The sequence below is a fragment of the Halomonas sp. AOP30-A1-24 genome, from assembly GCF_052378165.1.
GTDB classification, from domain to species: domain Bacteria; phylum Pseudomonadota; class Gammaproteobacteria; order Pseudomonadales; family Halomonadaceae; genus Vreelandella; species Vreelandella citrativorans.
Map to the genome: position 1 here is coordinate 1 of NZ_JBQSXL010000082.1, position 1,162 is coordinate 1,162.

Below are 1,162 nucleotides of genomic sequence, written 5' to 3' on the forward strand. Positions count from 1 at the left end.
GCTAACATGGACACTAGTAATGCCTAATAGCTCGCCTACCACGTCCTGGGTAATAGGAAATGCGTAAATATTGGTCTTCAACAACCCTTTAAAGCAGAACCGTGTATAAATTTCTAATAAAAAGTGGGCAACACGCTCTTCAGAACGGTGGTGCGTACAGCTTCTTAATCGTTCAATCGTAATATTGTCATTGACCATGATATAGGACATTACCGCTTTTCTAACGTCCATATCGGTTTTAAAAAGTTTATGTATATCTTCGACCGATACTTTTTCAAACTTACAGTTAGTAAGCGCTAGTATAGTAATATCGTGGTTGTCAAAAAAGCTTTCTCGAACACCGATGATATCGCCAGGCATAAATACATTACATATATCCTGGCCTCGCTTATCGGTGGCATGGCAAAGGCTCGCCCATCCTTCTTTTACTAGAAACATATCGGCCCGGCCATCACATAATGAGAGCATCTTTTGATTTCTCTTTAATTCGACCGGTTTTTTGCGCGTTGACCGCAAGCTTTCTAAAGAGTCGCTGCCCAAATCTCCATACAACCCCAGAACACTCTCTAGTGTTATATCAAAATTCAAGGCATCGAAATCATCAGTGCCACCATTAAAGCTAAAGCTTTTTTTGTCCATAATATCGTAATTTCCTGCCATTACCTTATCCATTTCTACACTCCTTTGTAGTTAGACGTAAGCTATACATGATAGCCAAAAGGTAAAAAGTTTATATAACTAAAATAGGTAAGAGGCAAAAAAAATATAGTCAACGAAAAAAAGATAAACAAGGATTATTTATTTGCCCCACTTGGATAAAGGATGTTACTAAACTATTAAGCGATAAAAATTAACAATTGTTAACTTTTTTCATATTAATTTATGTCATCAATCATCGACTTACGTTTTCAGGTAACACAGGTTTGAAAAAAAGCGTTACGTTTACAAACAAACTGAAACTTATCGGGTCATAAACAAAGATCAGCTAACAATAAGACAACTTATAAGCAAGTTAACTAATAAAGTCAGAGATTGATCTTTAATAAATCACATATATCAAGGATAAACGCTACCAGCTGTCTTACGCTAATTATGCGGCATTAGGAGAACAACCTTATTCACGGAGAGAATAATGATGAAACGTAATATTTTTGTAATTGCT

At 35.9% G+C, this 1,162-nt stretch carries 1 protein-coding gene; it reads right to left on the reverse strand.

The annotated features are described in order from the left end of the window. The coding region (locus tag ACT3TJ_RS17950; protein ID WP_444622833.1) for a Crp/Fnr family transcriptional regulator at positions 1–672 on the reverse strand (672 nt) is incomplete at its 3' end. Positions 673–1,162: the final 490 nt, after the last annotated feature.